The following is a 22,736-nucleotide window of genomic DNA, read 5'->3' as shown; positions in this document are numbered from 1 at the left end:
TAATGGGGTCATGAACCACATGACCTCGCCTGCCGCCCGTTTACCGCTCGACCACATCACCGATTGGGTATTCGATCTCGACAACACGCTTTACCCGCGTGAGTGCAACCTGTTTGCTCAGATCGACACAGCCATCACAGACTATGTGATGAAAGTGGCCCAGCTCGATTTCGACGCCGCACGCGAACTGCAAAAGGCTTACTACCGCGATCATGGCACGACCCTGAACGGGTTGATGACATCACACGACGTCGATCCTGAGCACTATCTCGAGATGGTCCACGCCATCGACTATTCGCCAGTCGCGGCCCACCCCGAACTCGTGGCGGCCATCGCCGCACTGCCGGGCAGAAAGTTTATCTTCACCAATGCCAGCGCCGGGCACGCCGAAGCCGTGCTGGCCCGTCTTGGCGCCTCCGATCTCTTCGAAGGCATCTTCGATATCAAGGCGGCCCGCTACCAGCCAAAACCGCTTGAGATCGCCTATACTGATTTCCTCTCTGCCCACGGCATCGGTGCCACTCAGTCCATCATGTTCGACGACCTCGAAAAGAACCTCCGCGTACCCCATGCAATCGGCATGGCAACGGTGCAGGTGGTGGCCGGCTCAGGGTTCGCGCACGAGCAATGCGACGCCTGGGAGCTCGGGCGCGGTGAAGACATGGAGCACGTCCACCATGTCACCGACGACATCGTCACGTTTCTTGCGCGGTGCCGCTGACGCTTTTTTGCCCGATTGGCGTGATCGAAAAGTCATCTGAACGCGTTACCCTCCGTGCTGGCCGTACGGGGCGGCAATGATGTAAGTATGTTGTTGAATGGCGTCGAAGACGCCGAAAAACGGGGACCGTCATGAAAAAACTCTCTCGCCTTTCGCTCACCACCGCAATTTTACTGGCCGGGACCAGCCAGGCCGCATTGGCGCTCGAGGCCAATGTGTTTGCCGATCGTCTTGTTGACACCAGCAGGGTCATGGGCGTTGCCTTCACCTATGGCTCGGCCACAGCCGAAGGTGACACAGTAACAATTACGGATTTCACGATCGCCATTCCCGGCGAAGACGATGTCGAGATCCCCGGTGACGTTGTGTTCACCGGCGTTGTGGAAACCGCAGAAGGTGGATTCACCGTCGAGCGCGCGGCGATCGCCGATATCGAATACACTGACGAAGACGAGGGCATTACGTTCAATCTCGTCGATATCGCAGCCGAGGGCCTTGAGCTGCCAGCCGAAGTGAATGTGGATTCGATGGTCGATATCGGCTTCAACCTTTATGACCGCATCGCGGCCGGCCCGTTGAGCGTCTCAGACGCGCAGGGTGAGGAAATGTTCGCTATCGAATTGATGGAGATCACTGTCGACGAACCTGCCGAAGATGGCGGCATCAGATCGGCCTATCAGGTCACCGGCATCCACGCGGACCTGACCAATATCGATGAGCCGGACGTCCAGGAAATGTTCGAGGCACTCGAGCTGACCGCCCTTAATGCATCGATGTCGGGTTCGGGCACTTGGTGGCCCGAAACTGGCGAAGGCACAATTGAAGACGCTTCGCTCGTCATCGACAATATCGGTTCGATTGCCACAAGCGTTGCCGTCGAAGGCTACACAGAAGAGCTCTATACGGAGCTGATGAAGCTCAATCTCAAAATGGCGGAAATAGCAGAAGCCGATATCGAAATTGACGACGACCAGATGATGGAACTGTCCGAGGCGATGATGGCTCCAATGGCCGAACTCAAGCTGGTCAATGCTTCGCTGCGTTATGACGACAATTCGTTGTTCATGAAAGTTCTGGACTTCATCGGCGCAGAACAGGGCGTTGACGGGGAGACCTTCAAGGCAGGGCTGCAGTTCATGGTGCCAATGGCTCTCGCCGAAGTCGAGAATGCCGCGTTCAAGACCATGGTCACAAACGCTGTTAATTCTTTCATCGAAGATCCGCAGAACTTCACCATTTCGGTCGAACCGGATGCGCCTATCGCCTTCTCCGAATTCGAAGCTCTGGAAGACGAGATCGAAGCCGACCCCTTTATCCTTGTTGAACGTCTCAACGTTCAGATTACCGCAAACCAGTAAGCGGTCCGTCGATTTGAGAAAGGCCCGCCGCTGAACGGCGGGCCTTTTTTGCTTCAGGCTGGATGCTCGATCTTGGGCAGATTGTAGGTCTTGCGCACGATGTCCCAGGCTTCGTCCGCAGTGTCTACGAAACTGAAGAGTTTGAAATCATCTGGCGAAATCGTACCCTCTTCGGCCAAGGCCTCGAGATTGAGGACACGACTCCAGAATTTCTTGCCAAACAAGAGCAACGGGATGCGGTCCATACGCCCGGTCTGGATAAGCGTCAGGGCCTCGAAGAACTCGTCCATTGTCCCAAAACCGCCTGGAAAAATGGCGACGACTTTGGCGCGCATGAGGAAATGGATCTTGCGCGTTGCGAAGTAGTGGAAATTGAAGGCGAACTGTGGCGTGACATAAATATTGGGCGCCTGTTCGTGAGGCAGGACAATATTGTAACCGATGGAAGGCGCATCCACGTCCGCAGCGCCGCGATTGCCTGCTTCCATGACCCCTGGCCCACCGCCAGTTGCAACAACATACTCCGAAAAATCGGTACTCTTTGAGGTCAGCGAGGCAAGCTGGGCAAACCGCCGTGCCTCATCATAATAGACCGAGTTTGCCTCAAGGTTCTTTTTCGCTTCATCGGTTTTGGCAGCCCATGCCGGCTTGCCCGGCTCGGGGATGCGCGCGCCGCCAAACAGGACAACCGTCGAATTGACGTTTGCCTCGCGCAGACGCATTTCGGTCTTGAGATACTCGAGCTGGAAGCGGACGCCGCGCAAATCCTCGCTTGTCATGAATTCTTCGTCGGCAAAAGCCAGTCGATACGCCGCCGACTGAGTCTGAGGCGTTTGCGGCGTATGGCGTACGGCTTCCATATCCTCTTTGGACGAACGCAACGAGGAATGGCGTTTACGGCCCATCATCAGGCTCCTTTTGTACTTTTTTCGGTCTCGACTATGTCAGGCTGGTGTTAAGGATGGGTGGCGGTTTTTCCAAGGCCGTTGACGCGGATGTGCGCAGACCGTGTCCAGCCTACACAAGTTTATCCCCGCGCTCAAAATCGCCCCCATACTGGCTCGACGAACCCGCTTTTATGGACGCAAGCGCAACGAACGTTTGGGCGGGTTTGGTTCGGGTTCCTTGCGGGTCGCTGCAGGGAAGGCCCAAACGTCACGAGCGCTGGACGGCGCGAACCGGCCGCCTGATCTCGATTGAGACTGGCGCGATATTGCTAGCGCCGTCGTACTCTCGAAAGGGAGAAGGGATTGACCCTGGCCTTTGAAGGGCGACTAAGCCAAAAATCCCGGATGCATGGGGCAAGGATCGCTTCATATAAAAATTAAAAAATGCGGAGCGTTCATCGCCCCATGCCGTTCATATCGTGACCACCGGGGTTCAAGGAGCCATCGGAAATTTTGTCATGGGCAAAGCCCCTCGACATGGCAATGAACGGAACAACAAAGCAATGGCCCAGGTACTTGATAGCGATCTCCACATCCGGCGCATCGATACCTATGTCGATCCCACCATCCCGCGCGAGCGGGCCATCATTACCCACGGTCACGCCGATCACGCCCGATCCGGGCACTCCAAGGTGCTCGCCACCCCAGACACCATCGCCATAATGCAAACCCGCTATGGCAAAGATTGCGCCGGCAGCTTTCAACCCCTCCAATTCGGCCAACCTATCCAGATCGACGATGTCACCATCACACTCTATCCTGCCGGCCACATCATGGGTTCGGCTCAGGTCCTGATCGAACAGGATGGCCAACGCGTCGTGGTCACCGGCGACTACAAGCGCCTCCCCGACAAGACAGCCCAGCCCTTCGAACTCGTCACTTGCGATCTCCTTGTCACCGAAGCAACCTTCGGGCTTCCCGTCTTCCAGCACCCTCACCCATCCGAGGAAATCGCCAGACTCTTAAAATCCCTTTCCGCCCATCCCGACCGCGCCCACGTCATCGGCGCTTACGCACTGGGTAAGGCACAAAGGGTCATCAGTCTGTTGCGCGATGCTGGGTATGACGCCCCGATCTATCTCCATGGCGCCATGCAGCGCCTGTGCGATCTCTATATCGAACGCGGCATCGCGCTGGGCGAACTGCACCACGCGACCGATGCGACCAAAGCCGAGATGGCCGGTGCCATCGTCATCGCCCCACCCTCGGCGCTCAAGGACCGCTGGAGCCGAAGGTTGCCAGATCCCGTGCTCGCAATGGCGTCGGGCTGGATGAGCGTCAAGCAGCGTGCCCGCCAGCGCGGCATCGAATTACCGCTCGTCATATCCGATCACGTCGATTGGCCCGAACTGACCCAGACCGTCGCCGAAACCGGTGCCCAAACCATATGGGTCACCCACGGTCGGGAGGATGCACTGGTCCACTGGGCGCGCCAGCAGGGACTCGCCGCAGAGCCGCTGAACATTCAGGGTTATGAAGATGAGGGAGAAGAGCAATGAAGCGCTTCGCCATCCTGCTCGAAACCCTGGCTTTAACCCCCTCGCGCAACCGCAAGATCGAAGCGCTCGCCACCTATTTTCGCGACACGCCCGATCCCGACCGCGGCTATGCGCTGGCCGTCCTCACCGGCGCCCTCAGCTTCGCCCATGTCAAACCTGCCCGCCTCAAAGAGGTGGTTCTGGCCGAAGTCGATCCGCACCTTTTTGCGCTCAGCTATGACTATGTCGGTGATCTGGGCGAAACCATTGCGCTGATCTGGCCGCACAAGGGCGGCACACGGCAGTTGCCCTCACTGTCCGATCTCGTCGAACTTTTAAACACCACACCGAAGTCCGAACTTGCGCTGCTGATTGCCGAATTGCTGACCAGTGCACAGATCAACGAACGCTGGGCGCTGGTCAAACTGGCCACCGGTGGCTTGCGCATCGGGGTCTCCGAGCGCCTGGCCAAGACCGCCCTGGCCGAAATGAGCGGGGCCGACCTCAAGGACATAGAAGAGATCTGGCACGGGCTTAAAATGCCCTATGCCGACCTGTTTGCCTGGCTCGATGGTCGCAAACCCAAACCCGAAATCGACCATACAGCCCGCTTTCACCCCCTCATGCTCTCCAACCCGATCGACGAAGCCAAGGATTTTCCCGGCCTTGATCCCGCTGATTTCGTCGCCGAGTGGAAATGGGACGGCATAAGGGTGCAGTTGATCCTCGGCGATGGTCCGGCATCGCTGTTTTCCCGCACCGGAGAAGACATAGCGCCGGCTTTCCCCGACCTTGTCGAAAATGTCTTTGGTCACGGGGTTCTCGATGGTGAGTTGCTGGTTGGCGACAAATTCGAACCTGCGCCGTTCAACGCCCTCCAGCAGCGCCTGAACCGCAAGTCAGCGACCGAAAAACTGATCCGCGAGCACCCAGCCTTCATTAGGGTTTATGACATGCTGTTTGATGGCGATGAGGATATTCGCGCGCTCCCATGGCGCGACCGCCGTGCCAGACTCGAGGCCTTCTTCAACGCCCAAACCCAGACCCGGCTCGACCTATCGAGTCTGCTTGCCTTTTCAGATTGGGAACAACTGGGCGCCATCCGCCGCAGGGGCGCCGATGAAAACGGCCATGAGGGCGTGATGATCAAGCTCAAATCGGCGCCTTATGTCCCCGGACGTCCGAAGGGCAACTGGTTCAAATGGAAGCGCGATCCCAATTTGTTGGACGCTGTTCTCATGTATGCCCAGCGCGGCCACGGCAAGCGCTCGTCCTATTATTCCGATTTCACCTTCGGGGCCTGGAAAGGCAATGAGCTCGTGCCGATCGGCAAGGCCTATTTTGGCTTCACCGATGCCGAACTCAAAGAACTGGACAAATGGGTGCGCGCCCACACCATCCAGAGTTTCGGCCCTGTGCGCGAGGTGGAAAAGTCCTTGGTTTTCGAAGTCGCCTTCGACAGTGCGCAAGCCTCGACCCGCCACAAATCGGGCGTTGCTCTGCGCTTTCCGCGCATCAACCGCATCCGCTGGGACAAACCGGCCTCAGAATGCGCAAGTGTCGCCGACGTTGAAGCGCTGATCCCCGCGACATGACATGCCGGACAACTCGGCCTGCCCCTCGCACCCCCCTCGATCAGTCAGGCTTGCGCGGCTCGACCGGCGGCGTAACCTCGGCCGGCATTGGCGAAACATAGGGCGTTTTAGCAACTCGCGCATCAAGATCTGCCTTGGCCGCTGCAAGCGTCTCGGGTCTGGTCAGCAGGTCTATTGCGGTTCCAGCCATGATTTTGGCTGCATGGACAAGTCCCTTATGCGCAGCCGGCGCCTTGCCCTGAGCCGTGATTTGCCAGGAATGTCCGGGCGTCCCGATAGCATGGGTCGCCACACGCGCCTGCACCGTAGGCACGACCCAGGATACGTCCCCAACGTCTGTGGAACCGACCATCGGCTCCCCAACAGCATCAAGCGGCGCTATGAAGTCACACAACGACAGGCCATCGCGCTGCTCAACGCCGCACCGCCGATATTCGCTATCGATATCGGCAGCGCTCAGCGTGGCCTGGATCTGGCCGGCATAAGCGTGATCGGCGGCATCAAAGGGCACCGGACCAAGGCGCTGCATATTGTCAAACATCAGATTTTCAAGGGGTGTATTGCCGATCAGGTTGGAGACCGCGGAGTGAATTTTCACCGCAACCTCAGTCTCGGTCATCATCGCAGCGCCGTTAGCGACCTTGATGACGCGCCCATTGAGCTCTTGCATGGCATGGACATCGCGCGAACGGACAGCATACCGGGTCTTGGCATGCGCCTGAACCACATTGGGCGCAATGCCGCCGCCATCGAGAATGGCATAATGGATGCGCGAATCCGAAGGCACATGCTCGCGCAGATAGTTGACACCGACATTCATGAGCTCGACTGCGTCGAGCGCAGAACGCCCAAGATGGGGCGCGGCGGCGGCATGCGAAGCCCGACCGGTAAATGTGAAATCGATCCGGGTATTGGCAAGGCTCTTGGCTTCGTCGACCTTGGTGATAGCAGCCGGATGCCAGGTGATCGCTGCATCGACGTCGTCAAACAACCCGGCGCGCACCATGAATGTCTTTGCAGCGCCCCCCTCTTCGGCGGGACAGCCATAATAGCGCACAGTGCCCGGAACGCCGGTTTCTTCAAGATATTTCTTGAAGGCGGCGGCGGCCAAAAGCGCAGCGGAACCGAGCATGTTGTGTCCGCATCCATGACCATTGCCATTGCCCGGCAGCGGACGCGGCTCGGCGATGCCGGCTTCCTGGCTCAATCCCGGCAGGGCATCGTACTCGCCCAGAAAGGCGATGACGGGCCCGCCACTGCCAAATTCCCCAACCACCGACGTCGGGATGCCAGCCGCGTTTTCAGTGATCGCAAATCCTTCGGCTGCGAGCATGTCACGGTGTTCGTTGACCGAACGGTACTCGGTATAGGCGACTTCGGGCATGCCCCATATTCTGTCGCTCAACTCCAGGAAAGCCTGCTGCTTTTCGTCGATGAGATCCCAGATACGATCAGAATTGGACATGAAGATTCCCTAGTAAGTTGTGTGGGCCGAAACGACGGCCTTCAAAGCGGCGACGGCGGTTGCATCGGTCATCTTGCTGGTTTGAGAAAGAAATCCGAGTTCAACGAGCTTTCCATCGGTAACCGTGCGAAGAGTGCTTCCCGAGGCGTGCAGTTCGCGAACCGCCAGACGCTCAAGGATTTGTGCTGCGTTTTCAGCAGTGACCCCTGCGCCCGGCATGATCGATATCCGATCACCCGCCAGCGCGACCATCGCTTCGATCGCATCGAGCCCTGCAAATGCCGTCTTCGCGCCACCCGAGGTCAGAATACGTTCAAATCCCAAGCCAATTGCCGTTTCGATGGCCGGACCGACATCTGAAACCAGATCGATCGCCCTGTGCAGCGTCAGGCCCAATCCTTGTGCGTGGCCGACAAGGACCCCGAGCACATCCGCGTCGAGGGTGCCATCATCCCGGTTCGCGCCAAGGACGACCCCTGCCAGCCCTGCGGATCGGGCGTTGTCGATATCGGCAAACATGCCGGCAACGTCCTGTTCGCAGAATACGAAATCTCCAGCCCTTGGACGGATCATCGCATAGACCGGCACATTGCATTTGCCCGCCGCAGCCATCAGCCCGGCAGTCGGTGTCAACCCGCCGACCGAAAGGGCCGAACACAATTCGATCCTGTCGGCGCCGCCGGCAATGGCCTTGTGGAGCCCATCGAGATCGTCGACGCAGATTTCCAGTTTCACTGACAAAGGATCACCCATGTTGCGCTGCAAGCACGGACACACCGACAAGCCCACCATCCTTGAGATGATGCCCCGGCACGATGAGCGGTTTGCCATAAGCATTGAGCGTTCGCGCGCGGACAGCCTTGTCCAGTCCGGCGACAAGTTCGGCGCTGGTCGCCAGCCCACCGCCAACCGGCATCACCGTGGTGCCGACAATATTGACGATAAAGGCAAGCGGTTCGGCCAGAAGCTCGAAATAGACAGCCATTGTACGCGCCGCGTCCTGCTGTCCCTCACCCCAGTCGATAACGATCTGTCGGCTCGTGCGGTCCTGGTCGGTCAGATGCTTATGAATGCGTTCAATCCCGCGCGCTCCACCGATTGTATCGGTGCAGCCGAGTTGACCGCACCCACATTGAAAGCGCGGCAATTCGATCCGCTCGCCATCGGGCAAGGTGACCTGGGTTTGAACAATTGCGCCGTGTCCCCACTCTCCGGTCACCCCACCCGGGCCCTGAACCAGATTGCCATCGACGACCAGGCCACCGCCCACGCCGGTTCCCAGGATCAAACTCATGACGACATCATGGCCCTTGCCCGCACCGACAGTCGCCTCGGCAAGCGCAAAGCTGTCAGCGTCATTGGCGATCAAGACTTTGCGCACTAGATGCGCCGACAGTTCGCCCACGATATCGTGGCCCGCGAAACAGGGAATATTTGCAGCAGTAACCACCCCAGTTCGAACGTCGAAAAGTCCAGTCGTGCAAATGGCCAGTGGCAGCCCGTCATCCTGCGGCGCGAAACGCGAAATCAGGTCGGCAAGCGCAGTTTTAAGATCGTGCCAGGAATGGATCGGGGTAGGAACCTGGTCCTCGACACGAACAAGGCCAGGCCCGTAGGCCCGCCCGAATTTGATGAACGAACCCCCTATGTCCACGCAATAGCCAATGGTCCGGCCGGCGTCCCCCCCGGTATAGGGCCGCGTCTCCGTCAATGTCATTTTCTTGGATCCAACAGGTCACGCAGGCCGTCGCCGAGAATATTGAACCCCAGCACAGTGATCATGATGGCAAGTCCTGGAAACAGCGACATCCAGATGTTGACGCCAAGGTAGTTGCGCCCCTGGCTCATCATTGCCCCCCATTCCGGCATGGGCGGTTGCGCGCCCAGCCCGAGGAACGAAAGCGAAGCTGCCGACAGGATCACCGTACCCGCGGTCAGGGTCGACTGCACGATGATGGGGCCAACCGAATTGCGCAGGATGTAATTGACCAGAATGCGCCATTGCGGAACGCCCAGTGCCGTCGCCGCCTCGATAAACTCCATGCGCTTGAGACCAAGCGTGATGTTGCGAGAGAGACGAGCATAGATCGGAATTGCGAAAAGCGCGATGGCGATCATGAGATTGAACAGGCTCGGCCCGAGAATGGAAACGATCAAGATCGCCAGAACAATCCCCGGAAACGCGAAAAGGACGTCCATGACCCACATGATGACTTCATCGACCAGCCGCCCAGCCATGCCGGCAATAATGCCCAACGGCACGCCCACAGCGGTGGCGATACCGACACTGAGGAACACTTCTAGCAACGAGATCTGCGCGCCGTAAATAACGCGCGCAAAAATGTCGCGGCCATTATCGTCGGTACCGAATGGATGCTCCCAGGAGGGTGGGAGCAGCGTCGCAGTAAGATTCTGCGCATAAGGATCTGCACCGGCAATGAGCGGAGCAAATATGGCTGCCAGAACGATCAGACCAACCAGAAATCCGCCAAACACGATATTGGCATTGCGTTGGCACCACGCCCAAACGCGTTTGGGACGAAATTTTCCGGAGGCTGGCGCTGTATGAGATGGGGCGCTCATTAGTCAAACCTGATTCTGGGATTGAGGACGGCGATCACCAGTTCGGCAATAAGATTGATCACAACGACGCCAAAGACGGCGACCATGGTGACCCCTTGGATGACCGGATAGTCGCGATAGCGCACGGCATCGACCATCAGGCGGCCGATACCGGGCCAGTTAAAGACGGTTTCTGTCACTACAGCACCGCCGATCAGGCCACCGAAATTGAGTCCGACGATCGTCACGATGGGGATAAGTGCGTTGCGCAGCGCATGGCTCCAATACACCTTGGTGACCGGCAGCCCCTTGGCCCGCGCAGTCCTGATATAGTCCTGGCTGAGCACCTCGATCATCGACGACCGTGTCATCCGGGCGATAACAGCCATCGGCAGAACGGCCAATGTCACAGAAGGGAGGACATAGCTTTGCCAACTCGAAGCGCCTAACAATGGCAACCAGCCCAAGGTGACCGAAAAATAGTTCATCGCCATCAACGCCAGCCAGAAATTGGCGATGGAAGCGCCAGCAATGGCAAAGACCATGACGGCGTAATCGGGCGGTCGATTGCGATAGATAGCGGCCAGCATACCGGCCGGAACGCCCACGATGATGGCAAGAATGTAGGAGGTAACTGCAAGCGCCAACGTGTAGGGTAGGCGCTGGGCAACCTCATCCCACACCGGCAGGCGTGACCGAATTGACGTTCCGAAATCGCCCTGCAGCGCACTGGTTGCGAAGCTGAGATATTGCTCGGGAATGGAACGATCTAGCCCGAGCCGGGTCGTCATTGCATCGACGGCCTCTTGAGTGGCCTCGGGACCAGCCATTACGCGGGCAGGCTCGCCCGGCAGCAAGCGGATCGAAATAAAGATCAACAGCGAAACGCCAATCAGGATCAGCGGCAGCGAGATCAACTTGCGGAGAACGTAACCTTGCATATCGGCCCCTCGATGGGCCGGGCTGGCTGAGCCAGCCCGGTATAGTCGGTTGTGTTACTGCTTGGTCGCAGAGTCGACGCGGACAAGTCCGCCCGGAATCATCCAGACATCTTCGACGCCGGCGCGAGTAGCATAGAGATCCTGGGAGAAATACAGCAGGACATGGGGAGCGTCCTGGTTGATCATTTCCTGGAGATCGCCATAGATTTCGTTACGGGCATCTTCGTCGACACTGGCAGCGGCCTCGTCGAGCAGACGATCGAACTCGTCGTTCTGGTAGAAGCCAAGATTGGCGCTGCCCGGTGCAAAGCTCTCTGTGTGATAGAGCGGACGGAACTGCAGATCCGGTCCATTCACACCCGACGACCAGGACGCGATCACTGCATCCACGCCGTCTTCGGCCTTTTTCTCGGGATCACCGAACGCGGCATCGGACCAAACGCCGCTTTCCATGCGCAGGACGTTGAGTTCGACACCGATTTCGCCCCACATGGCCTGCAGAACTTCAGCGATGCGGGCCTCTTGCTCCTGTACGACGACCGACATCGAAAACCCATCGGCAAAGCCGGCTTCTTCAAGCAGCTCACGTGCGCGATCGAGGTCGAGCGGGTACGGGTCAAGATCGGGATTATAGCCTTCCGCCACAGAAGCCAGAGGCGAGTTCGCAGGCATGGCATAACCGGACATAATGGCGTTGATGATGCCGTCCTTGTCGGTTGCGAAGTTGAGCGCCTGGCGCACCCGAACGTCTTCGAGAGCTTCTGACTGGGTGTTGAGTGCTACCCAGAACACTGCAGACCCATCGGAGACAGTCAGCTCAAGCTCGGGATTGGCGTCGATCGCTGCAGCAAATGCTGGCGGCACCGGGTTGATTACATCGGCGTCGCCGGTCTGCAGGGCCATCGAGAGAACCGAAGGTTCTGACGACCATGTCCAGCGAATCGCGTCCACACGCTCATCTTCGCCGCCCCAGTAATCAGCAAACTTCTCCTGCAGGACATACTCGCCGGAACGATATTCGGTCATCTCGAAAGGACCTGTTCCGACCGACGCTGCGCCCAGATTGCCTGCTTCATCAGCCGTCGGGCTGACGATCTGACCGCCATTTGTGGTCAGGATGTTGAGGAATGATGGATAGGGATGGAAGAGCGTAAACTTGACAGTATTCTCATCGATTTTTTCCACGCTTTCAAGGAAAGTGCGCAGACGACCCGAGGCTGCAAGGCCTCGGTCGGTATCGAGATGTCGCTCGAAATTGTAGACCACGGCATCGGCATTGAATGGCGTGCCATCATGGAAGACAACACCTTCGCGGAGCTTGAAAGTCCACTCGGTGCCATCGTCGTTAGGCGACCACTCTGTCGCCAGGCCCGGCTGCAGCGACAGATCGGAGGCGCGCGCAATGAGACCTTCATACACAGGGGCGAGCAGTGCGTTTGTAAAGGTTGCGCCTTGATCGCCCGGATCCATCGATCGCGGAGCTTCACTCTGCATGACTGTGAGTTCCTGGGCGAACGCTACAGGCACGAATGCTGCTCCCAGACATGCACTGGCCAGCAAGCCTTTGCGGATAATAGACAATGTTGACATCTTTAGCCTCCTCTAACGGCATGGAAAGACGGATGAGTTCCCTACTTAGTCCAATTACTGAACTAATTAAGCTTGATTAATTCACTGGCTAAACCTAATGTCAACCCATGGTGAAGACGTTGCTGCTGACATTGACGCACTACCACATCCTGCGCTTCATCAGCGCTGCAGGACCGACGACCCGTTCTGAGCTTGCCGCACGCATCGGCCTGAGCAAGGCGGCAATGAGCGGGCTGACCCGCGAACTTCTGGATGCGGACCTGTTGTGCGAAACCAGCACTGTACAGAAACAGGGGCGCCCCTCGGCGCTTCTGGACCTGTGCCCGCACGGCGCCTATTTTGTTGGCGTTTCGATGGTCTCAGATCCCGCCTTGATGGCCCTTGTTGATTTTAGAGGAGCCATTGTTTCGCGCGTCAAAATTGAACGAAACCTGGACCCTGAGGCCCTTGCAGGCGTGGTGTCGGACGCCCTGCCCATACTTTTGGGCAAGGCCGGAATTCCGAAATCGCTTGTTCAAGGAATGGGCGTCACCGTGTCCGGTCTCGTGGACCACGAACAGGCAAACATTATCAAATCGACATTGCTCGGCTGGCAGGACGTGCCGCTTGCAAAATATGTTCACCAGCAGACCCAATTGCCCACCTTCATTGAGAACGACGCCAAAACACTGGCCGTCAGCGAACGCTTGTTCGGCGAAGCCCGCGACAGGCATTCATTCTCGCTGATCTGGCTGGGGGAAGGCATAGGCGCCGCCCATTTCGTCCATGATAGACTTCACAGGGGCGCCCATGGCGGCGCCGGCGAAATCGCTCATTGCACAATTGATCTCGATGGCCTGCCGTGCCGATGCGGAAAAGTTGGGTGCTTGGATACGGTCGCCTCCATGATCGCGATTCTCGATATGGCGCGCGCCGAGGGCCTCAAGGCTGAAACGCTCAACGATATCGAGGTGCTTGCTGCATCGGGATCCTCTGTCGCTATTCGCCTGCTCCATAGGGCCGGGAGTGCTTTGGGTCTGGCCATTTCACAGATCATTCAGATCAACGACCCCCAAATGATTGTGGTGACACATCGCGAATCCCGGTTCGACGGGCTTTTCGCGACGGTGATGCACCAGACGATCGAGGCCAACGTGCTGCCACGGCTTGCAGGCGTGACTCCGATCAAAACACGTCGCGTCGCTGATGAAGACTGGGCGATCGGTGCAGCCAGCGTTGCAACACATTCTTTCCTGAACGGACTTATCTGAGAATTAGGAGTTTCCATGCGTATCGCCGTCGGTGGTATCCACATCGAGTGCAGCACCTACAATCCGGTGCTCAACCATACCGAGCATTTTCGCGTGGTGCGCGGCCGGGAGCTGCTCGCAGCACCACATTTCGCGTTCTTGAAGGATTATGACGCAGAATTTCTGCCAACGATCCACGCACGTTCGATTGCCGGCGGCCCCGTGGCACGCGAAACCTATGAAGGGTTCAAGGCTGAATTTCTGGTGGAACTCAAGGCAATTGGCGCCGTGGACGGCCTCTATCTTCCCATGCACGGCGCAATGAATGTCGAAGGCATGGATGACGCGGAGGGTGACTGGATCGCTGCCGCCCGCGAGGTCGTTGGTCCCGATTGTATTATCTCTGCCAGCTATGATTTACACGGCAATCTGTCACAAAAGATCATCGATTGCCTCGATGCCTATTCCACCTACCGCACAGCGCCCCACATCGATGTGGAGGAAACAATGCGGCGGGCGGTCGACATGTTGATCCGCTCTCTGACCTCGGGCATCAAGCCTCACATTGTCTGGGCTCCGATCCCGGTCGTCCTGCCAGGCGAGCGCACCAGCACAGTCGATGAGCCGGCAAAGGGACTCTACGACTTGCTGCCTGGCATCAACGCCAAGGATGGAATCTGGGATGCTTCGCTCAATGTCGGCTATGTCTGGGCCGACGAACCACGCGCGACTGCTGCCGCGATTATGACGGGTACCGATCGCAAGGCGCTTGAGCGCGAAGCTGAAGCGCTGGCGCAAAGCTATTGGGATGCCCGTGAGAACTTTGTATTCGGGCCGGAAACCGGCTCTATTACGGAGTGCGTCGAAAAGGCGGTGTCGAGTAGCACCGGTCCGGTTGTCCTAGCCGAATCTGGCGACAACCCGACTGGGGGCGGCGTTGGCGATCGGGCTGAAGTTTTCGCGGCCCTCGTCGAAGCTGGCGCCACAAACACGATTTTTGCCGGCATCGCCGACGTAGCTGCCACCAATGCGGCATATGCCGCCGGGAAGGGCTCGGTGCTTGATCTCACTATTGGCGCCTCGCTTGACGAGAGCAGCAAACCTTTTACCGGTCGTTTCGAGGTCGCTTTCCTGGCCGAAACTGACAACCAAGCCGATCGACAGGCCGTTCTGCGCATCGATGGCATCCACTTGGTCGTGCATACAAAGCGTCGCCCCTTCCACAACATCAAAGACTTCACAGCACTTGGGCTCGACCCGGCATCAGCGAAGATTATCGCCGTCAAGTCCGGCTATCTATCGCCCGAGCTTGCTCCCATCGCCAATCCAAACCTGATGGTGCTTTCGCCAGGGGTGGTAGACCAGTTCATCGAACGCCTGCCCCGTCCGCGCAAGACGCGCCCAACTTATCCATGGGATAAGGATTTCGCGTTCAAGCCTGAAGCTCTTGTCTCCGCCCGCGCCAGCCGGACGCGTTAGCCGACAAAGGAACATGACAATGTCCCAGATCCAAAGCGATACCCCTCAGCCCGTGCTATCGGTACGCAAGCTGCAGACCTCGTTCCTGAGCGAGGGCGACTGGAAATCAGTCGTCAGCGATATTTCTTTTGATGTAATGCCGGGAGAAACCGTCGCCATCGTAGGAGAATCAGGATCGGGCAAAAGCGTAACGTCGCTTTCGATCATGGGACTGCTGCCAAAAACATCGAGCAGGATCGAAGGCGAAATCCTGCTCAACGGCCGTAATCTTCTGCAACTTGACGATAGCGAGATGCGCAAGGTTCGCGGCCGCGACATTGCCATGATCTTCCAGGAGCCAATGACCAGCCTTAATCCGGTTTTCACGATCGGGCGGCAGATTTCCGAGGCGATCACGTGCCACGAGCCGATGTCGACGGCCCAAGCCCGCGCCGAGACCATAAGGCTGCTCGAAAAAGTCCGCATTCCGAACGCCGAGCAGCGGCTCAAGGATTACCCTCACCAGTTTTCAGGCGGCATGCGTCAGCGCGTGATGATCGCCATGGCCCTTGCCAGCCGCCCCAAACTGCTGATTGCTGATGAGCCAACCACAGCGCTTGACGTCACGATCCAGGGTCAGATCCTCGATCTCATCAAGACGCTGCAGGAAGAGGACGGCATGTCTGTCCTCTTTATTACTCACGATATGGGTGTGGTCGCCGAAGTCGCCGACCGAACGATCGTCATGTACCGTGGCGAAGCCGTCGAAACTGGCACCACCGCTGGGGTCTTTTCCAATGGGACGCATCCCTACACGCGGTCGCTGCTGGCCGCCGTTCCCCGCATGGGGTCAATGATCGGAAAATCCGAGCCGTTGCGTTTTGCCATTGTCGATAAAACGACCGGACAGCCGGGCCCCGAAATCCCTCTGCAGTCCGGCGTGGATAAAGACACAGCAGTACTCTCGGTGCGCAACCTTGTGACGCGCTACGATATCCGCGGCGGATTGTTCGGGAAAAAAACCGGCTCGGTCCACGCCGTGGAAAATGTTTCGTTCGACCTGTTCAAAGGTGAAACGCTCTCACTCGTTGGCGAATCAGGGTGTGGGAAATCGACAATTGGACGCACGATCATGCGTCTCACCGAAGCCAATGATGGTGAGATCACCGCTGACGGCAAAAACGTACGCACACTCGACAAGCGCGGCCTAAACACCTTGCGCCGCTCAGTGCAGATGATTTTTCAGGATCCGTTCGCAAGCCTCAATCCGCGGATGACCATCCTGGAAGCGCTGATGGAGCCCTTTATCGTCCACAAGCTTGGCACCCGACGCCAGGCCCGCGAAAAAGCTGCTGAGCTCATTGAGCAAGTGGGACTCAGCGCTGATATGCTCAAGCGTTATCCGCATGAGTTTTCCGGCGGCCAACGACAACGCGTCTCGATTGCCAGAGCCCTGACCCTCGATCCAAAAGTGATCATCGCCGACGAATCCGTTTCCGCACTGGACGTGTCGATCAAGGCTCAAGTGGTCAATCTGCTGATCGATCTTCAGGAGCGTCTGGGGTTGTCGTTCCTGTTCATCTCGCACGACATGGCAGTCGTTGAACGTGTCAGTCACCGTGTTGCCGTCATGTATCTTGGGGAGATCGTCGAGATCGGGCCACGTGAAGAAGTGTTCGCGAACCCTCAGCATGCCTATACAAAAAAACTGATTTCAGCCGTTCCGGTTCCCGATCCGGCGCGTCGATCCATCCGGCGTCCAATCGGTAACGACGAAATCATGAGCCCAATCCGCCCGGTTGATTACGTGCCACCTACGCGCACCTACCAGGAGGTTGCAAAGGGCCACCTTGTACGAATCGATGCCGGAGCGCTCTGACCGGCCGGGCCATTGCCCGGGGCCATGTGCTTGATAACAGGCAAGTAAAGGCGAGCGGTTTTTAAGCCGCTCGCCCAAATCTACTCCTCGCGACTGGCCAGCCAGTCGGTCATCATTGCAATTTCATCTTGCTGGGCCGCAATCACCTCCTGGGCGAGCTGGCGGACTGCGGGATCCTTGCCGTATTCAAGAACCACGTTGGCCATATCGATAGCACCTTGATGATGCGGGATCATGGCGCGCATGAAATCGACGTCGGCATCGCCGGTAAACTCGATCATCATGTCGCTGTGCATGCTGTCGTTTGCAGCGATGTAGGCCAATGTCGATGGGGTATCTTCGCTCGACATTTCCATGCCGCCCATATCGTGCGCCGGACCGTGGGGTTCGGTATCGGACTGGCTCTGCGCAAACGCCAAACCTGAGCTGACGACAAGTGCTGTGGCAATAAAGATCGGAGTGAGCTTATTCATGGAAATGCCTTTCTAGCTTACTGCCGCAGGATAGCCGGCTTCCGCCAGAGCCTCTTGCACTTCTAGTGATGTCACTACAGTCTCGAGCTTGACACTGCGCGCCGATGGATCGGTTTGAATCCGTGCGGTCGGATCAATAGATTGGATCGCCTTGGTAACGGAATTGGCGCAGCCTCCGCAGGTCATATTCTCAATTCTGAATTCCATGAGATATCTCCTTGGTTGAGTCTCATGTCGACCAATTTGCAGCTTCCCGCCATAGGAAGGTCAAGGCGAAAAAAAGTACATTCCGGTATTGACCTTACCATTATTGGAAGCCTCAAGTTCAGCGCGAAGTTCAGGTTTGAAAAAATTGGAGTCGGCTATGGATGCCCCCGTTCTCGTTGCGGATCAGTCTAATGGGGTACTAATCCCTATAGAGGGAATGTCGTGTGCGTCCTGTGTCGGGCGGATCGAAAAAGCACTCAAAGCGATCCCTGGTGTCGAAACCGTTGCGGTCAACCTTGCAACCGAGCGCGCGCACATCACGACAAACGCGTCAGTTGCTCGCCAAACACTCGTCGACGCTGTCGAGCAAACCGGCTATTCGGTCCCCCAGGAACGCGCAAATACTACGAGCCAGACAGAATTATTGATTGAAGGCATGACCTGCGCGTCCTGCGTCGGGCGCGTGGAACGGGCGCTCAAATCAGTACCGAACGTAAGCGACGCCGTTGTCAATCTTGTCACTGAACGGGCCAGTGTTTACGGCACTGCCGACACGGCGACCCTAATCTCGGCCATCGCTGGTGCCGGGTACGACGCAAAGCTGATCGGGCTGGCCGCCAACGCTCCAGGCGATGAACATGGCGTGCATGCCGATAAAAAGGATGCCGAGCGCCGAGAGCTGTCTCGCGACGTCACGATTGCTGCGACCCTGACCGCACCGGTGTTCGTTCTGGAAATGGGATCGCACCTTGTTCCGGGCATGCATCAGCTCATCGATTCGACGATTGGCATGCAGTGGAACTGGTATATTCAGTTCGCTCTCACCACACTGGTGCTCTTTGTTCCCGGCATTCGATTTTATGCCAAGGGCCTACCAGCGCTCTGGCGGCTTGCACCCGACATGAATTCGCTGGTGGCCGTCGGCTCGCTCGCGGCCTATGGATATTCTCTGGTCGCGACATTCGCACCCGGATTTCTGCCGTCGGGTACGGTCAACGTTTATTACGAAGCCGCCGCTGTTATCGTGACACTCATCCTGCTTGGCCGCCTGCTCGAAGCGCGCGCCAAGGGCCGCACCTCCCAAGCTATCAAACGATTGGCGGGTCTTCAGGCAAAGACTGCGCGCGTGCGGCGCAATGGCATGACGGTTGATCTGCCAATCGGTTCCGTCGTTTCGGGGGATATTGTCGAAGTTCGCCCGGGCGAACGGCTGCCCGTGGATGGCGAGGTGATCGAAGGCACGAGTTATGTCGACGAATCGATGATCACCGGCGAGCCGATACCGGTTTCCAAATCTATAGGCAGCGAAATTGTCGGCGGCACTGTCAATCAGAAGGGCGCTTTCGCGTTCCGCGCAACGGCCGTCGGCGGTGAAACTGTGCTGTCCCAGATCATTCGCATGGTGGAAGACGCTCAGGGTACCAAGCTGCCGATCCAGGCACTGGTCGACAAGGTCACAATGTGGTTCGTGCCCTCCGTCTTTGCGGTCGCGGCGATAACCTTTGTCTCATGGCTCTATTTTGGCCCTTCGCCCGCACTTTCGTTCGCCCTCGTCAACGCCGTAGCTGTTCTCATCATTGCCTGCCCATGCGCCATGGGCCTGGCGACACCGACCTCGATCATGGTGGGTACCGGGCGGGGCGCTGAGCTGGGTGTGCTGTTTAGAAAAGGTGAAGCGCTGCAATTGCTCAAGGACGCCAAGGTCGTCGCGCTCGACAAGACGGGCACCCTGACAGAGGGTCGACCGGAAATGACCGATATGGAACTGGCCGTAGGGTTTGATCGCGAGACTGTTCTCGGATTGGTTGCCGCCGTCGAGGCAAAGTCGGAACATCCCATCGCCAGTGCGATCGTGTCCGCCGCACTAAATGAAAACATACGCCTGCCGGAGGTTGCCGATTTTGAATCGGTAACCGGTTTTGGTGTCAAAGCTTTTGCATCTGGCAAGCGTGTCGATATCGGCGCTGACCGCTACATGAACCAGCTCGGCCATGATGTGCGCGGCTTTGCCGAAATTGCTCAACGCCTCGGCGTTGAAGGCAAGTCGCCGCTCTATGCTGCGATCGACAGCAAGCTGGCAGCCATCATTGCAGTGGCCGATCCTGTAAAAACCACAACGCCCGAAGCTATAAAGACTTTGCACAGTCTGGGCCTCAAAGTCGCAATGATAACTGGTGATAACACCCGCACCGCAAACGCCATAGCCGCCCGGCTGGGCATAGACGATGTGGTCGCGGAAGTGCTGCCCGAAGGCAAGGTCGAAGCCGTTCGTCGCCTCAGGGGCCAATACGGCAAAATTGCCTTTGTCGGCGACGGCATCAATGATGCACCGGCACTTGCCGAGGCTGATGTCGGATTGGCTATCGGCACCGGCACAGACATCGCCATCGAGGCCGCCGATGTTGTGCTAATGTCAGGGAGCCTGCAGGGCGTATCGAACGCCATAGCCTTGTCCAAGGCAACGATCGGCAACATCGGACAAAACCTGTTTTGGGCGTTTGCCTACAACACGGCGCTAATCCCCGTAGCTGCAGGCCTGCTCTTCCCGGCCTATGGAATCTTGTTGTCCCCCGTCTTTGCAGCCGGCGCCATGGCCCTCTCGAGCGTCTTCGTTCTCGGCAACGCGCTGCGTCTGCGCGCGTTCAAAGTCGCAGCCTAAACGATGGGGCAGTCGAGTGCCCCATCCCCATCAACTGGAAGGTTGTCTAACGTCAAGCAGGCAAGGACGCGCCGCGATTAAAGCACAAAAGACCGATCCTTGCCGGAAGCATTGTATTGCCGAAACCAGGTTCGGTCCTCACCATGACATGGCTTGGGAATGGCGGAGAGGGAGGGATTCGAACCCTCGGAACGCTCACGCGCTCAACGGTTTTCGAGACCGCCCCGTTCGACCACTCCGGCACCTCTCCGTCTTGGTGTCGCGGCAAAAAGTTTGCCACTTGGGTCGTTTGGTGGGCGCTATATGGCATAGGGTGCGATAGCTCGCAACACCTTGTTTTGAATTGTCGCCAACACTGATGGACAACACATTGATGAACACGATCGATCCGCCCCTTTTTGTATACGGCACATTGCGCGATCGAGAGATTTTCGAAGGCGTTCTCGGTCGGCGTGTGGCAGCGGAAGCCCTCAACAGTGCCCGTGCCTATGGATGGCGCACTATCTACTATGGCCACAATCTCTACCCTGCATTGGTCGCGGCCAATGAATGGGTCGCGGGATTGCTCGTAACGGATCTAAGCCGAAACGACATGGTGCGGCTCGATATCTTTGAAGGCGATGAATATCGGCGCAGCACCCTAGAGATCCACGTCGAAAGCGGAACCGCAACTGCCCAAACCTATTTGCCCGTACGACAAATCGATCCCGATGGCCCACGTTGGTCATTTGCGAATTGGACCAAGCTCCATCGGCGCCAGGCAATTCCACATCATAGGTTGCAAGAGTTCAACTGGACGCCTGAATAGGCTAAGAGCAACGAAAGATCGGCATCTCAGGGCCCGCTTTCCGCTGGACAAGGCGGGTAATGAAGCTTCGGACTTAGCGGCAAGCATGCCCAAAAATTCGCCGGCCTAAATCGTTGCACGCGACTGGTACGGGAGCGCCGAGCTTTGACGAGTGGGCCTTGACTCTGGCGCCATTTCCACCGATAAACGGCCCCGAATGCGCATGGGTCCTGCCTGTGCGCCATTTGTTTTGTTTAAATACGCTGCCACAGGCCGCCCGTCGGAACTCAATGCTCCGGCCAGCTCAGAAGTCCGCGGAAATAGGCATCGTCCGCGGCGCCGTAAGGTGCGAAAACCAAGGGAACCGGATGCAATCCGGCCAAGACATATGTTCGCAGTCATCAAGACCGGTGGCAAGCAGTACAAAGTTGCTGCCAATGATCTGGTCCGCGTCGAAAAGCTCGCTGGCGAAGCCGGTGATGTCATCACTTTTGAAAACGTTCTGATGGTTGGCGCTGATGCCGACGTCACGTTGGGCGCTCCGCTCGTCGATGGCGCGCTTGTTGCCGGCGAAGTCGTTGAGCAATTCCGCGACAAGAAGGTCATTGTTTTCAAAAAGAAGCGCCGCCAGGGCTATCGCCGAAAGAACGGCCATCGCCAGGAACTGACATTGGTTCGCATTACCGAAATTCTGACCGGCGGCGCCAAGCCATCGGGCAAGAAGGCTGCTGCGCCCAAAAAGGCCGCCAAGGTCGAAGCCAAGGCTGAAAAAGCTGAAGCGGCCCCTGCTGCTGAGTTCAAGGACGACGTCAAGCTGATCGGCGGCGTTGGTCCTGCCCTGGAAAAGAAGCTCGCTGCTGCGGGCGTCACCAGCCTGACCCAGATTGCCAAGTGGACCAAAGCCGACGTCGCCAAATTTGACGAAGAGCTTGATTTCAAGGGCCGCATCGAACGCGATGAGTGGGTCGACCAAGCTAACGAACTGATCGCTGGCAAGCCCCCGCGCGCCAAAGCCGACCAGTAATCGCGACACAGACACATTCGAGGATTTTGAACCATGGCACATAAGAAAGCAGGCGGCTCATCCCGCAACGGTCGCGATACAGCCGGCCGCCGCCTCGGCGTCAAGAAGTTCGGCGGCGAAGCCGTCATCGCCGGTAACATCATCGTTCGCCAGCGCGGCACCAAATGGCATCCAGGCACCAATGTTGGCCTGGGCAAGGACCATACAATTTTCGCGCTTGTCGACGGCAAGGTGACCTTCGCCACCAAGTCAGGCGGCAAGAGCTTTGTTTCGGTCGCGCCACTCAAGGCTGCTGAATAACGCGACAAAGCGTTCGAATCGCAGCCGACTGGAGACCTTCTCCCCGGCAGCGCTATCGCATAT

At 57.8% G+C, this 22,736-nt stretch carries 20 protein-coding genes and 1 tRNA gene; 11 read left to right on the top strand and 10 right to left on the bottom strand.

Going from position 1 to position 22,736, the window contains the following annotated elements:
• Positions 1–19: 19 nt before the first annotated feature.
• The gene (locus ACN0TA_RS02275) at positions 20–721 is read left to right on the top strand and encodes a pyrimidine 5'-nucleotidase (protein WP_417579390.1); all 702 of its coding nucleotides are present in this window, start codon (positions 20–22) and stop codon (positions 719–721) included.
• 131 nt (positions 722–852) lie between these two features.
• A complete protein-coding gene (locus ACN0TA_RS02270) occupies positions 853–2,079 on the top strand; it encodes a hypothetical protein (protein WP_417579388.1) in 1,227 nt (408 codons plus the stop codon).
• Between the two features lie 53 nt (positions 2,080–2,132).
• Here ACN0TA_RS02270 and ACN0TA_RS02265 read toward each other — a convergent pair whose 3' ends face one another.
• Complete coding sequence (locus ACN0TA_RS02265; RefSeq protein ID WP_417579386.1) at positions 2,133–2,987, bottom strand: LOG family protein; 855 nt, start codon at positions 2,985–2,987, stop codon at positions 2,133–2,135.
• Positions 2,988–3,529: 542 nt separating this feature from the next.
• Between ACN0TA_RS02265 and ACN0TA_RS02260 the strand changes: the two genes are divergently transcribed.
• Positions 3,530–4,525, top strand: a complete 996-nt coding sequence (locus ACN0TA_RS02260) for a ligase-associated DNA damage response exonuclease (RefSeq protein ID WP_417579384.1) — start codon at positions 3,530–3,532, stop codon at positions 4,523–4,525.
• Positions 4,522–6,099, top strand: a complete 1,578-nt coding sequence (locus ACN0TA_RS02255; protein WP_417579382.1) for a cisplatin damage response ATP-dependent DNA ligase — start codon at positions 4,522–4,524, stop codon at positions 6,097–6,099. Before ACN0TA_RS02260 ends, ACN0TA_RS02255 begins: the two co-directional genes overlap by 4 nt.
• Positions 6,100–6,139: 40 nt before the next feature.
• On the opposite strand, the gene ACN0TA_RS02250 is transcribed toward ACN0TA_RS02255, so the two are convergent.
• From ACN0TA_RS02250 to ACN0TA_RS02225, 6 genes are read right to left on the bottom strand one after another with little or no spacing between them, the layout of a single operon-like run.
• Positions 6,140–7,564 carry a M20 family metallopeptidase gene (locus tag ACN0TA_RS02250; RefSeq protein WP_417579380.1) on the bottom strand — a complete coding sequence of 475 codons (1,425 nt, stop codon included), beginning with the start codon at positions 7,562–7,564 and terminating at the stop codon, positions 6,140–6,142.
• A gap of 9 nt (positions 7,565–7,573) precedes the next feature.
• Positions 7,574–8,317, bottom strand: a complete 744-nt coding sequence (locus ACN0TA_RS02245) for a copper homeostasis protein CutC (protein ID WP_417579378.1) — start codon at positions 8,315–8,317, stop codon at positions 7,574–7,576.
• Positions 8,310–9,281 carry an ROK family protein gene (locus ACN0TA_RS02240; RefSeq protein WP_417579376.1) on the bottom strand — a complete coding sequence of 324 codons (972 nt, stop codon included), beginning with the start codon at positions 9,279–9,281 and terminating at the stop codon, positions 8,310–8,312. Before ACN0TA_RS02240 ends, ACN0TA_RS02245 begins: the two co-directional genes overlap by 8 nt.
• A complete protein-coding gene (locus ACN0TA_RS02235) occupies positions 9,278–10,147 on the bottom strand; it encodes an ABC transporter permease (protein WP_417579374.1) in 870 nt (289 codons plus the stop codon). The genes ACN0TA_RS02240 and ACN0TA_RS02235 overlap by 4 nt, the downstream gene beginning before the upstream one ends.
• Complete coding sequence (locus tag ACN0TA_RS02230) at positions 10,147–11,067, bottom strand: ABC transporter permease (RefSeq protein WP_417579372.1); 921 nt, start codon at positions 11,065–11,067, stop codon at positions 10,147–10,149. Before ACN0TA_RS02230 ends, ACN0TA_RS02235 begins: the two co-directional genes overlap by 1 nt.
• Before the next feature lie 54 nt (positions 11,068–11,121).
• Positions 11,122–12,657: an ABC transporter substrate-binding protein gene (locus ACN0TA_RS02225; protein WP_417579370.1), complete on the bottom strand. Its 1,536-nt coding sequence runs from the start codon at positions 12,655–12,657 to the stop codon at positions 11,122–11,124.
• Between the two features lie 107 nt (positions 12,658–12,764).
• Between ACN0TA_RS02225 and ACN0TA_RS02220 the strand changes: the two genes are divergently transcribed.
• From ACN0TA_RS02220 to ACN0TA_RS02210, 3 genes are read left to right on the top strand one after another with little or no spacing between them, the layout of a single operon-like run.
• Positions 12,765–13,907 carry an ROK family transcriptional regulator gene (locus ACN0TA_RS02220; protein ID WP_417579368.1) on the top strand — a complete coding sequence of 381 codons (1,143 nt, stop codon included), beginning with the start codon at positions 12,765–12,767 and terminating at the stop codon, positions 13,905–13,907.
• A 15-nt stretch (positions 13,908–13,922) separates the two neighbouring features.
• Positions 13,923–15,365 carry a M81 family metallopeptidase gene (locus ACN0TA_RS02215; RefSeq protein WP_417579366.1) on the top strand — a complete coding sequence of 481 codons (1,443 nt, stop codon included), beginning with the start codon at positions 13,923–13,925 and terminating at the stop codon, positions 15,363–15,365.
• A 19-nt stretch (positions 15,366–15,384) separates the two neighbouring features.
• Complete coding sequence (locus tag ACN0TA_RS02210) at positions 15,385–17,223, top strand: ABC transporter ATP-binding protein (RefSeq protein ID WP_417579364.1); 1,839 nt, start codon at positions 15,385–15,387, stop codon at positions 17,221–17,223.
• An 80-nt stretch (positions 17,224–17,303) separates the two neighbouring features.
• Here ACN0TA_RS02210 and ACN0TA_RS02205 read toward each other — a convergent pair whose 3' ends face one another.
• Entirely contained in the window at positions 17,304–17,696 is a 393-nt protein-coding gene (locus ACN0TA_RS02205; protein ID WP_417579362.1) for a DUF305 domain-containing protein, read from the bottom strand.
• Positions 17,697–17,708: 12 nt separating this feature from the next.
• Entirely contained in the window at positions 17,709–17,903 is a 195-nt protein-coding gene (locus ACN0TA_RS02200) for a heavy-metal-associated domain-containing protein (RefSeq protein ID WP_417579360.1), read from the bottom strand.
• 157 nt (positions 17,904–18,060) lie between these two features.
• Between ACN0TA_RS02200 and ACN0TA_RS02195 the strand changes: the two genes are divergently transcribed.
• On the top strand, positions 18,061–20,562 hold the full coding sequence (locus ACN0TA_RS02195) for a heavy metal translocating P-type ATPase (RefSeq protein WP_417579358.1): 2,502 nt from the start codon (positions 18,061–18,063) through the stop codon (positions 20,560–20,562).
• A 160-nt stretch (positions 20,563–20,722) separates the two neighbouring features.
• Here ACN0TA_RS02195 and ACN0TA_RS02190 read toward each other — a convergent pair.
• Positions 20,723–20,812: transfer RNA gene (locus ACN0TA_RS02190), tRNA-Ser, on the bottom strand.
• A gap of 123 nt (positions 20,813–20,935) precedes the next feature.
• Here ACN0TA_RS02190 and ACN0TA_RS02185 point away from each other — a divergent pair.
• From ACN0TA_RS02185 to rpmA, 3 genes are all read left to right on the top strand, one after another.
• Entirely contained in the window at positions 20,936–21,370 is a 435-nt protein-coding gene (locus ACN0TA_RS02185; RefSeq protein WP_417579356.1) for a gamma-glutamylcyclotransferase family protein, read from the top strand.
• Between the two features lie 367 nt (positions 21,371–21,737).
• On the top strand, positions 21,738–22,373 hold the full coding sequence (locus ACN0TA_RS02180; protein WP_417579354.1) for a 50S ribosomal protein L21: 636 nt from the start codon (positions 21,738–21,740) through the stop codon (positions 22,371–22,373).
• Positions 22,374–22,406: 33 nt separating this feature from the next.
• Entirely contained in the window at positions 22,407–22,673 is a 267-nt protein-coding gene (gene rpmA, locus ACN0TA_RS02175; RefSeq protein ID WP_417579352.1) for a 50S ribosomal protein L27, read from the top strand.
• The last annotated feature ends 63 nt before the right edge of the window (positions 22,674–22,736 follow it).

It is taken from the genome of Pelagibacterium sp. (assembly GCF_048264985.1).
Lineage (GTDB): Bacteria > Pseudomonadota > Alphaproteobacteria > Rhizobiales > Devosiaceae > Pelagibacterium.
Note: the sequence above shows the minus strand (reverse complement) of the source record. Positions and strands in the feature narration are given on the sequence as shown.

Bases quoted from the DNA above. Each gene is read 5' to 3' on its own strand.
- ACN0TA_RS02275 (WP_417579390.1), top strand. From the start codon at position 20: ATGACCTCGCCTGCCGCCCGTTTACCGCTCGACCACATCACCGATTGG.
- ACN0TA_RS02270 (WP_417579388.1), top strand. From the start codon at position 853: ATGAAAAAACTCTCTCGCCTTTCGCTCACCACCGCAATTTTACTGGCC.
- ACN0TA_RS02265 (WP_417579386.1), bottom strand. From the start codon at position 2,987: ATGATGGGCCGTAAACGCCATTCCTCGTTGCGTTCGTCCAAAGAGGAT.
- ACN0TA_RS02260 (WP_417579384.1), top strand. From the start codon at position 3,530: ATGGCCCAGGTACTTGATAGCGATCTCCACATCCGGCGCATCGATACC.
- ACN0TA_RS02255 (WP_417579382.1), top strand. From the start codon at position 4,522: ATGAAGCGCTTCGCCATCCTGCTCGAAACCCTGGCTTTAACCCCCTCG.
- ACN0TA_RS02250 (WP_417579380.1), bottom strand. From the start codon at position 7,564: ATGTCCAATTCTGATCGTATCTGGGATCTCATCGACGAAAAGCAGCAG.
- ACN0TA_RS02245 (WP_417579378.1), bottom strand. From the start codon at position 8,317: ATGGGTGATCCTTTGTCAGTGAAACTGGAAATCTGCGTCGACGATCTC.
- ACN0TA_RS02240 (WP_417579376.1), bottom strand. From the start codon at position 9,281: ATGACATTGACGGAGACGCGGCCCTATACCGGGGGGGACGCCGGCCGG.
- ACN0TA_RS02235 (WP_417579374.1), bottom strand. From the start codon at position 10,147: ATGAGCGCCCCATCTCATACAGCGCCAGCCTCCGGAAAATTTCGTCCC.
- ACN0TA_RS02230 (WP_417579372.1), bottom strand. From the start codon at position 11,067: ATGCAAGGTTACGTTCTCCGCAAGTTGATCTCGCTGCCGCTGATCCTG.
- ACN0TA_RS02225 (WP_417579370.1), bottom strand. From the start codon at position 12,657: ATGTCAACATTGTCTATTATCCGCAAAGGCTTGCTGGCCAGTGCATGT.
- ACN0TA_RS02220 (WP_417579368.1), top strand. From the start codon at position 12,765: ATGGTGAAGACGTTGCTGCTGACATTGACGCACTACCACATCCTGCGC.
- ACN0TA_RS02215 (WP_417579366.1), top strand. From the start codon at position 13,923: ATGCGTATCGCCGTCGGTGGTATCCACATCGAGTGCAGCACCTACAAT.
- ACN0TA_RS02210 (WP_417579364.1), top strand. From the start codon at position 15,385: ATGTCCCAGATCCAAAGCGATACCCCTCAGCCCGTGCTATCGGTACGC.
- ACN0TA_RS02205 (WP_417579362.1), bottom strand. From the start codon at position 17,696: ATGAATAAGCTCACTCCGATCTTTATTGCCACAGCACTTGTCGTCAGC.
- ACN0TA_RS02200 (WP_417579360.1), bottom strand. From the start codon at position 17,903: ATGGAATTCAGAATTGAGAATATGACCTGCGGAGGCTGCGCCAATTCC.
- ACN0TA_RS02195 (WP_417579358.1), top strand. From the start codon at position 18,061: ATGGATGCCCCCGTTCTCGTTGCGGATCAGTCTAATGGGGTACTAATC.
- ACN0TA_RS02185 (WP_417579356.1), top strand. From the start codon at position 20,936: ATGAACACGATCGATCCGCCCCTTTTTGTATACGGCACATTGCGCGAT.
- ACN0TA_RS02180 (WP_417579354.1), top strand. From the start codon at position 21,738: ATGTTCGCAGTCATCAAGACCGGTGGCAAGCAGTACAAAGTTGCTGCC.
- rpmA (WP_417579352.1), top strand. From the start codon at position 22,407: ATGGCACATAAGAAAGCAGGCGGCTCATCCCGCAACGGTCGCGATACA.